Annotated in this window: 5 protein-coding genes; 2 read left to right on the top strand and 3 right to left on the bottom strand. The window is 71.4% G+C overall.

Translation table 11 applies throughout. The annotated features are described in order from the left end of the window. Positions 1–208: 208 nt before the first annotated feature. The 3 genes from ACWDNU_RS26450 to ACWDNU_RS26440 all read right to left on the bottom strand — a co-directional run bounded on the left by ACWDNU_RS26450 (position 209) and on the right by ACWDNU_RS26440 (position 6,650). Positions 209–2,833: a hypothetical protein gene (locus ACWDNU_RS26450; RefSeq protein WP_449670872.1), complete on the bottom strand. Its 2,625-nt coding sequence runs from the start codon at positions 2,831–2,833 to the stop codon at positions 209–211. A gap of 18 nt (positions 2,834–2,851) precedes the next feature. Next, positions 2,852–4,528: an energy-dependent translational throttle protein EttA gene (gene ettA / locus ACWDNU_RS26445; protein WP_370935421.1), complete on the bottom strand. Its 1,677-nt coding sequence runs from the start codon at positions 4,526–4,528 to the stop codon at positions 2,852–2,854. A gap of 103 nt (positions 4,529–4,631) precedes the next feature. Next, positions 4,632–6,650 carry a cytochrome c oxidase assembly protein gene (locus tag ACWDNU_RS26440; RefSeq protein ID WP_449670871.1) on the bottom strand — a complete coding sequence of 673 codons (2,019 nt, stop codon included), beginning with the start codon at positions 6,648–6,650 and terminating at the stop codon, positions 4,632–4,634. Between the two features lie 143 nt (positions 6,651–6,793). Here ACWDNU_RS26440 and ACWDNU_RS26435 point away from each other — a divergent pair, with 143 nt between their 5' ends. Beyond that, the gene (locus ACWDNU_RS26435; RefSeq protein ID WP_449670870.1) at positions 6,794–7,834 is read left to right on the top strand and encodes a LacI family DNA-binding transcriptional regulator; all 1,041 of its coding nucleotides are present in this window, start codon (positions 6,794–6,796) and stop codon (positions 7,832–7,834) included. A gap of 188 nt (positions 7,835–8,022) precedes the next feature. After that, complete coding sequence (locus ACWDNU_RS26430; protein ID WP_370935418.1) at positions 8,023–8,454, top strand: peptidase inhibitor family I36 protein; 432 nt, start codon at positions 8,023–8,025, stop codon at positions 8,452–8,454. The last annotated feature ends 176 nt before the right edge of the window (positions 8,455–8,630 follow it).

Raw genomic sequence — 8,630 nt, 5'->3', positions numbered from 1 at the left:
ACCGCCCCCACCCCCGCCCCCGCGGTGCGGTTGACGGCCGTGTGCCCGCACTCCCGGTGCACCGTGAGGGGCTCCTTGAGGGAATCTGATTCCCTCAAGGAGCCCTTCACGGACCTTTCGAAGCCAAAGCCGCGTCGAGGCGCAATCCCCTGCCCCGCCGCGGAATCCGCCCGTCCAAGCGAACGCTTCCCCTGCGGGGCAAGGACTTTCAGTCGCCGTTGTTGCGGTGCCGGTCGGCGGTCGCGCGGCCGTTGATCGGCTTCGGCTCGTCGTTCGGGCCGAGGCGTTTCACCAGCGCCGCCGCGCTCGCCGTTCCTGCCTGGTGTTCGGCGAGGGCTCGGGCGAGCAGTTCCGCGAGACCGGCGTCCGGCGGCGGCTCGTCCTCGGCGATGGCTCGCGCGTAGCTCTCCGGGAACGGCTGCTCCGACGGGGTCCACGCATCGATGTCGGACAGCGGGTCCAGCGCGGGCGGCATCCGCAGCCGGGGCAGCCACGGCTCCTCGGCCGGCTCGGGTTCCTCCGGGCGCGGCGCGGGGGCCAGCTCCGTCTTGTCCCGCGCGGGGGTTTCCGGTTCCGCCGCGGCGGATTCGGGACGTCCGGGCTCGTCGGCCCGGCGGCGTCCCCCGCCTCCGCCGGTCGCGGTGATGCCCAGCCGGTCCAGCACGGACTTCGCGGCGACCGAGCCGTGTTCGGCGTCATGCCGGGTCTTGCGTCCGCGCGAATCGCGGCGCGCGGCTTCCTCCTGCGCCCACTCGGCGCTTTCCCACAACGGCGCGGCGCCCTCTTCCGCGGGCGCCGGGGCGAGCGGCAGCTCCGGCAGGATGTCCGACAGATCCGGCATCCGCAGCGAGAACCGCGGCTCCTCTTTCGGGGTCTCCTCGGCCGGCGCTTTTTCCGCCGCGCGACGGGGGGGTTCCTCCCGGGCCCGGGGCGTTTTCGTGTCGTCAGCCGCCCGCATCGGCCGGACCGACTCCGTCTCGGCTTGCGGCGTCTCTTCCCGCCGTGCTGTCTGTGGTTTGGCTGCCCGGCGAGCCGAGGCGTCCTGCGCCACGCTCTCCGCCGTGTCCGCGCTTTCCGTGGCTCGAGTCGGCCGCTGCGACGGCTCAGCCCGACGGCCCCGCGCGTCCTCCGCAGGCCGCGTCCCAGCCGTACTGTCCGTCCGCCGGTCCGCTCCGCGCGGCGCGTCCGTCCAGCGAACCGACACGTCCTTCGCCCGGCCACCCTCCGCAGACGGCACCTGGCTGACCGGCTCGGCAGCCCGCGCCGGAGCGTCCTCGGCCGCCCGTTTCCGCGGCGCGGGCGCTTCCGCGCCCTTTCGCCCGAACGGCCGCGCCCACCCCGGCAGCACCGGCGGCTTGCGGTCCTCGGCCCGCCGCCGTCCGCCAGTCCGCGGGGCCTCCTCCGGTTCCCGGATCGCGGGCAGCACCGAGGTCTGCTCGACCTCAGCCTCCGCCGCGGCCCGCCGGAACGACCACGCCGGCTTCTTCTCCGCCGCCTCGACCCAGGCCGAAGCCGAAACCGGCTCCGCGGCCACCTCGATCTGCGCCGGAACGACCGGCAGCGGGGCCGCGACCGGATCCGGCCGCGGGGCGGGGACGTCGCGGATCGCCGGCATCACCGAGGTCTCCTCGGCCGCGACCCGCGGCTCGACCTCCATCGACACCGGGCGTCCGTCGCGCGGGGCGGACGCGGCGAGGACGTCGTCGAGATCCATCGACGCCACCGATTCCGCACCCAGCTCGCCCGCGATCAGCCCGCACGCCTGGCGCCGGGCCCGCGCGTGCACGTGTTCCGCGGCCCGCGCCCGGTGCAGGCACCCGATGGCCTCTTCCGCGCTGCCGAACCGCTCTTCGATCTGCGCCAGCTCCAGCCACAACCGCGCGGTGACCGCCGCGAGGCCGTGCCGGTCGGTGGCCGCGACGGCCTCCCCCACCAGCTCGGCGGCGGCGTCACCAGCACCGGAGGGCAGGTGAATGCGAGTCGCGACCGCAAGCCGCAGCCAGGCCGCGGGCGCGATGCCGGCGGCACGGACCGGTTCGCGCAGCATGGGTTCGGCGATGTCGTACGCCATGTCCGCGTCGCCGCGGTCGAGCAGCGTGCTCACCAGCTGCAGCACGAGCCGGATCCGGACGAGACCGCCGTCGTCGCCGGGGCGGTCCATCTTCTCCAGGAACCCGAGCCCGGTGCGCGCGGCGTCCGCGGCGGCGGTGAGGTCGCCGTGCCGGCGCCGGTGCGCCGCGGTTCCGTTGCGCAGCAAGGCCCGCATGAGCAACCGGTCGTCCGCGTCGAGCGAATCGTCGGCCACCAGCAGCCGGTCCGCCTCGACGAGCACCCGGTCCAGCTCCGCCTTCCGGCCGAACTGGGCGAGGCAGCCGACGAGGTGGCACAGCGCTTCCGCACGCAGCGACGGCGGCACGTCCTCGGACAGCACCGGCCGCAGCGCGGCCAGCCCCATCAGCGGGACGCCGAGGCTGCGCGAACACACCGCGAGGTCGACGCGCAGCCGCGCCGCCGTCGTGGCGTATCCGGCGTGTTCAGCCGCGCGCAACGCCGCGACCGCGCGGCCGACCGTGGACGTCCGCTTGCCGATCCGCACGCGCGCGGACACCACGAGCGCTTCCGCCCGGATCCAGTGCCCGTCCGCGCCCGCCGTCTCCGCGAGCGCGGCCGAGCGTTCGCCGAGAACCAGCGAAAGCTCGGGCGCCCGGAAGCGCAAAGATTCCGCCCGGTCGATGAGCCGACCGAGGTCGGCGAGGGTCCCGCCACTGGCAACGGCGGGCCACCCGTCCGCGGTCGCGGACGGGCTGGGCCGGTTGTGCCTGCTGGTTTCCACTCGGGACCCCCGCGCCGGTCAGTCGCGCTTCAACTTGCGGTGGGTGACCCGGTGCGGACGAGCCGCTTCGGCGCCGAGGCGCTCGACCTTGTTCTTCTCGTAGCCCTCGAAGTTGCCCTCGAACCAGAACCACTTCGCGGGGTCCTCGTCGGTGCCTTCCCAGGCGAGGATGTGCGTCGCGACCCGGTCCAGGAACCACCGGTCGTGGGAAATCACGACCGCGCAGCCGGGGAACTGCTCGAGCGCGTTCTCCAGCGAGCCGAGCGTTTCGACGTCCAGGTCGTTCGTCGGCTCGTCCAGCAGGATCAGGTTCCCGCCCTCTTTGAGCGTCAGCGCGAGGTTGAGCCGGTTGCGCTCGCCGCCGGACAGCACGCCGGCCGGCTTCTGCTGGTCCGGGCCCTTGAAGCCGAACGCGCTCACGTAAGCGCGCGAGGGCATTTCGGTCTGCCCGACGTGGATGTAGTCGAGCTTGTCCGAGACGACCTCCCACACGGTCTTCTTCGGGTCGATCCCGCCGCGGCTCTGGTCCACATAGGACAGTTTGACCGTCTCGCCGATCTTGACCGAGCCGCCGTCCGGCTCCTCGAGCCCGACGATGGTCTTGAACAGCGTCGTCTTGCCGACGCCGTTCGGGCCGATCACGCCGACGATGCCGTTGCGCGGCAGGTCGAAGGAGAGCCCGTCGATCAGCACGCGGTCGTCGAAGCCCTTGCGCAGCTTCTCGACCTCGACCACGACGCTGCCCAGCCGCGGGCCCGGCGGGATCTGGATCTCCTCGAAGTCGAGCTTGCGGTGCTTGTCCGCCTCCGCGGCCATCTCCTCGTAGCGGTCGAGCCGCGAACGGGACTTGGTCTGGCGCGCCTTGGCGTTGGACCGCACCCACTCGAGTTCGCTCTTGAGCCGCTTGGCCAGCTTGGCGTCCTTCTTGCCCTGGACCTCGAGCCGCTCGCGCTTCTTCTCCAGGTACGTGGAGTAGTTGCCCTCGTAGCCGACGACGCGGCCGCGGTCGAGCTCCATGATCCACTCGGCGACGTTGTCCAGGAAGTACCGGTCGTGGGTGACGGCCAGGACGGCGCCCTTGTAGGTGGCCAGGAACTGCTCCAGCCACAGCACGCTTTCGGCGTCCAGGTGGTTGGTGGGTTCGTCGAGCAGCAGCAGGTCAGGCGCGGAGAGCAGCAGCTTGCACAGCGCGACGCGGCGGCGCTCGCCCCCGGAGAGGTGGGTGACCGGCTCGTCCGGCGGCGGGCAGCGCAGGGCGTCCATGGCCTGCTCGACGGTCGAGTCGAGCTCCCAGGCGTCGGCGTGGTCCAGCTCCTCCTGGAGCTGGCCCATCTCCTCCATCAGCGCGTCGCTGTAGTCGGTCGCCATCAGCTCGGCGATCTCGTTGTAGCGATCGAGCTTCTGCTTGGTCTCGCCGAGGCCCTCCTCGACGTTCTGCCGGACGGTCTTCTCCTCGTTCAGCTCCGGCTCCTGCATGAGGATGCCGACGGTCGCGCCCGGCTGCAGGAAGGCCTCGCCGTTGCTGGCCTGCTCGATCCCCGCCATGATCTTGAGAACGGTCGACTTGCCGGCGCCGTTCGGGCCCACGACGCCGATCTTGGCTCCGGGGTAGAACGCGGTGCTCACGTCGTCGAGGATCACCTTGTCCCCGACGGTCTTGCGCACCTTCTTCATGGTGTAGATGAACTCGGCCATGCCATCGATCGTAGAGTGGCTCCTCCGGCGGCCTGACGGCGGTCACCACCGTGCTACCGAGGGTCAAGTCGAGGTCACGCGGACAGCATGATTTTCCGCCGCGTCATTCGGCCCGTTTGCCCTCGGCGAGGTTCTTCAGCATCGCGTTGTAGGCGGCCAGTTCCTCGCCCCCGGTGTTCTCCTCGCGCCGGTCGCGCCGCTTCGCCTCGCGCTCGTCCTGGCGCGCCCACTGCACCAGCAGCGCGATCAGCACCAGCAGCACGGGCACCTCGCCCGACGCCCACGCGATGCCGCCGCCGAGCCGCTGGTCGGTCAGCAGGTCGCCGACCCACGGCAGCTTCAGCGACGTGTAGAACTCGCGGCCGATCACGGTCTGCATGTTCATCAGGATCACGCCGAAGAACGCGTGGAACGGCATCGCGCCGAACATCATCCCGAGCTTGCCGACCGGCGGCAGCCGCCGCGGCGCGGGGTCGACGCCGATCACCGGCCAGTAGAAGACGTAGCCGACGAGCAGGAAGTGCGCGTTCATCGCCAGGTGCGCCCAGTGGTAGTTGAGCGCGTTGTCGAAGAGGCCGGAGAAGTACAGCCCGTAGAACGAGCCGACGAACAGCAGCAGCGCGACGATCGGGTTGGTCAGGAACCGCGACACCGGCGAGTGCACGGCGGCCAGCAGCCATTCGCGCGGCCCTGGAGGAGCGTCGCGGCCGGCGGGCGGGATCGCGCGCAGGGCGAGCGTGACCGGGCCGCCGAGCACCAGCAGGACCGGCGCGACCATCGACAGGAGCATGTGGTTGCCCATGTGCACGCTGAACATCGCAGGCGCGTACCGGCCGATGCCCGACGACGTGGCCAGCAGGATCACCAGGCAGCCGGCGAGCCACGCCACCGTCCGGCCGACTGGCCAGGTGTCGCCGCGCTTGCGCAGCCGCCGCACGCCCGCGAGGTAGAGGCCGGCGAGAACGATCGCGAGGGTGCCGTAGACGAGGTCGAATCGCCAGTCGGTGAGCAGCCGCCAGAACGTCGGCGGGCCCTGGAGGTCGTAGCCGATGAGGAGTTCGACGGTGCCCGGCTGGGTGACCGCGTCCGGCGGCGGAGGCGTGCGGGCGAGGCCGGAGGCGATGCCGATGGTGACGAACATGATCAGCACCTCGACGGCCGCGAGCCGGAGCAGCTGGCTGCCGCCCTTGCCGTCGACGAGGTTCGCGACGCCGCGGCTGCGCTGCTGCTGGCCGAAGACGCCGAGCAGCAGCAGCGCGACGATCTTGGCGACGACGAGCAGGCCGTAGTCGGTGGTGAACAGGTCGCCGAGGTTGATCCGGACGAGCGCGTTGACGATGCCGGACACCGCCATCACGACCCAGCAGACCAGGGCGAGCTTGGAGAACCGCTGCGCGGCGAGGCTGAGGTTCTTGCCGCGGCGCCAGCCGAGCGCGAGCACGGCCAGCAGGCCGCCGACCCACAGCGCGGCCGCGACGAGGTGGTACAGGAGGCTGTTGGTGGCCAGGTCGTGCGAACCGCCGCTGGCCGAGTGCCCGGTGACCGCGACCGGGACGAGCCCGGCGACGGCCAGGAAGAACAGCACGGCCGTCCAGCCCCAGCTGAGCACCAGGCGGCAGCCGAGGGCGAGCAGGATCGCGATCAGCGCCGTCCACAGCCACGCCTTGGGCTGCTCGATCGCGCTGATGAGGCTCAGCAGGGTGTCCGGGGAAAGGACGTCGCCGAACGGCTTGCCCGCGCTGTCCGCGGCGGTGAAGGCGACCGACAGGATCGAGGCCGCGAACCAGACCCACGCGGCGATTCCGGCGGTGCGGACCGCGGCGTACCCCTCGGGCGCGAGCGTGCCGGATTTCTGTGGCGGGACGAGGAAAGCGGCGAGCAGCAAGGCTCCGACGCACACGACCGACGAGGCCTCGGCGAGCACACGGGCCACTGTGACGCCGTACCGCGTGACGAGCCCGGGGTCCGGCAGCCCGGCGATGACGTAGCCAGCGCCGCCGGTGAGCGCGACGAGCCCGACCGCGACGACCGCGGCGAGCACGACTCCGACCGAAAGCAGCGGGAGCACACTCGTCTTGCGTCCGCCGTTCGGGGCGGGTTTCGTCACAGGTTCCGAGCTCACGTTACGAGACTAGGCCGGTCGCGCGCGGCCCGGCACCGGGGTGGGTTTCGCGCCGGATCGCTCGCTTGCGGTGTTTGCGCTGGTCGAGCCAGGTTGCCGGGCGGAACCCGGTGCGTGGCAAGGCTTTCCTCTATGCTCCGCCGATGACCAGCAGCCGTCGCCGCCGCCCGACGCTGGACGACGTCGCGGAGGCGGTCGGGGTGTCGCGCGCCACTGTGTCCAACGCCTACAACCGGCCTGACCAGCTGTCGACGCAGTTGCGGGAACAGATTCTGCGCGTAGCGGGTGAACTCGGTTACCCCGGCCCGAACCCGACCGCCCGCAGCCTCGCCACGAGCCGCACCGGCGCGATCGCTTTCCTGCTCGATTCGTCGCTGTCGGCGGCTTTCTCCGATCCCGCGCTGTCGATCACCCTGGACGCGCTGGCGAAAACCGTAGAACCGACCGGCAATGCCCTGTTGCTGCTGCCCGGCCGCGAAGCCGAGGAGGGCCCGCCAGCGTCGCGAGTCCTGGCCGCACAAGCGGATATCGCCGTGGCTTACTCGCTCGCCGACGGCACTCCGGCGCTGGAAGCCGTGCGGGCACGGGGTTTGCCGCTGGTCGTCATCGACCAGCCGCCGCTACCGGACACGGCCCGAGTCGGCTGCGACGACCGCGGCGGCGCTTCGTTGGCCGCGCGCCATTTAGTGGAGCTAGGACACCGGCGGTTCGGAATCCTGGCCGCACCACGGCTTTCCGCGGTCACCAGCCCTTTCCACGGCACCCGGGAACGCCTCGCCGGCTACCTGGACACACTGGCCGCCGCCGGAATCACCGACATCTCCATCACCGAAGCCCCTTGGCTGTCCGCCTCGACCGCCCGCGCCGCGGCTACCGACCTGCTCACCGCCTCGGTGCGGCCGACGGCGCTGTTGTGCATGTCCGACCAGCTGGCCTTCGCCGCGATCGCCGCCGCCCACCGGCTGGGCCTGCGCGTACCCGCCGATGTGTCGATCATCGGCTTCGATGACACCCCGCAAGCCGCATGGTCTGAACCACCTCTCACGACCGTCCGCCAAGACCTGGCAGGCAAGGGCCGCGTCGCCGGCGAACTGGTGATGGACCTGCTGGCGGGGGAGCCGATCCCGCCGCCGGTCGAACTCCCGGTGTCGCTGGCCGTCCGCGAAAGCACCGCGGCGATTTAGCAAGACCGTTCGGCGATCTGTGGACAACTAGGTCTCTTCCGGGTGAAGGGAAACTACTTGTCCACAGACGTAGGAATGCGGGCAGACAAACCGCACGGAACCGGCCAAGGTGGAGACATGCCCGGTTTCCCGGGATACCGCCGGCCTCTTCGCCCGGCACCGCTTTCGATTGAGGGGGAGTTCCCACGATGTTCCGCCGTCTGCTGCCGTCCCTGCCGTTCCCCGGCCGCCGCACCTGGCCCGCCGCCGCCCCGTCCCGCCTGCCCGGCGTATTGCTGCTGGTCACCGCCGGTCTCCTGACTGGTTCGGGCCTGGCTCAAGCCACGCCCGCCACTCCCCCGGCACCCGCCTGCAACGCGGGAGAGTTCTGCCTGTGGGACAGCGAAACCTATTCCGGCGGGGCACAGAATTACGACCTGCGCACGGCAAATCCGGGTGATTGCATTCCCCTGCCCGAGGGATTCCAAGGACATTCCTTCGTCAACCGGATGACCCGCGACGTCACGATCTACCAAGGAGCGGACTGTTCCACCGAGGGCGATTTCATCACCTATCCGGGCGGTGGCACGTACGTTCCGCAGTCCCCGTTCGCGGTGCGTGCCCTGAAAGTGTGGGAATAACCCGAGACCGGGCCAGGCGAACAAGGCGAGCTCCAGGCCGAGTCGACTCGCAGCCGAAGTTCGCCGGCCCGGGGGCCGCACCCCCGAGCGGCCCCCGGCCCGTGGGCGCGCAGCCCGGAACACCCGCGCCCACGGGCCCCTGACCCCTCGCCCTCCCGCTCCCGGCCCCGACCTGG

The sequence above is a fragment of the Amycolatopsis sp. NPDC003676 genome (assembly GCF_053587275.1).
The sequence above is the reverse complement of the archived record's forward strand: the minus strand, read 5'-3'. Positions and strand labels throughout refer to the sequence as shown.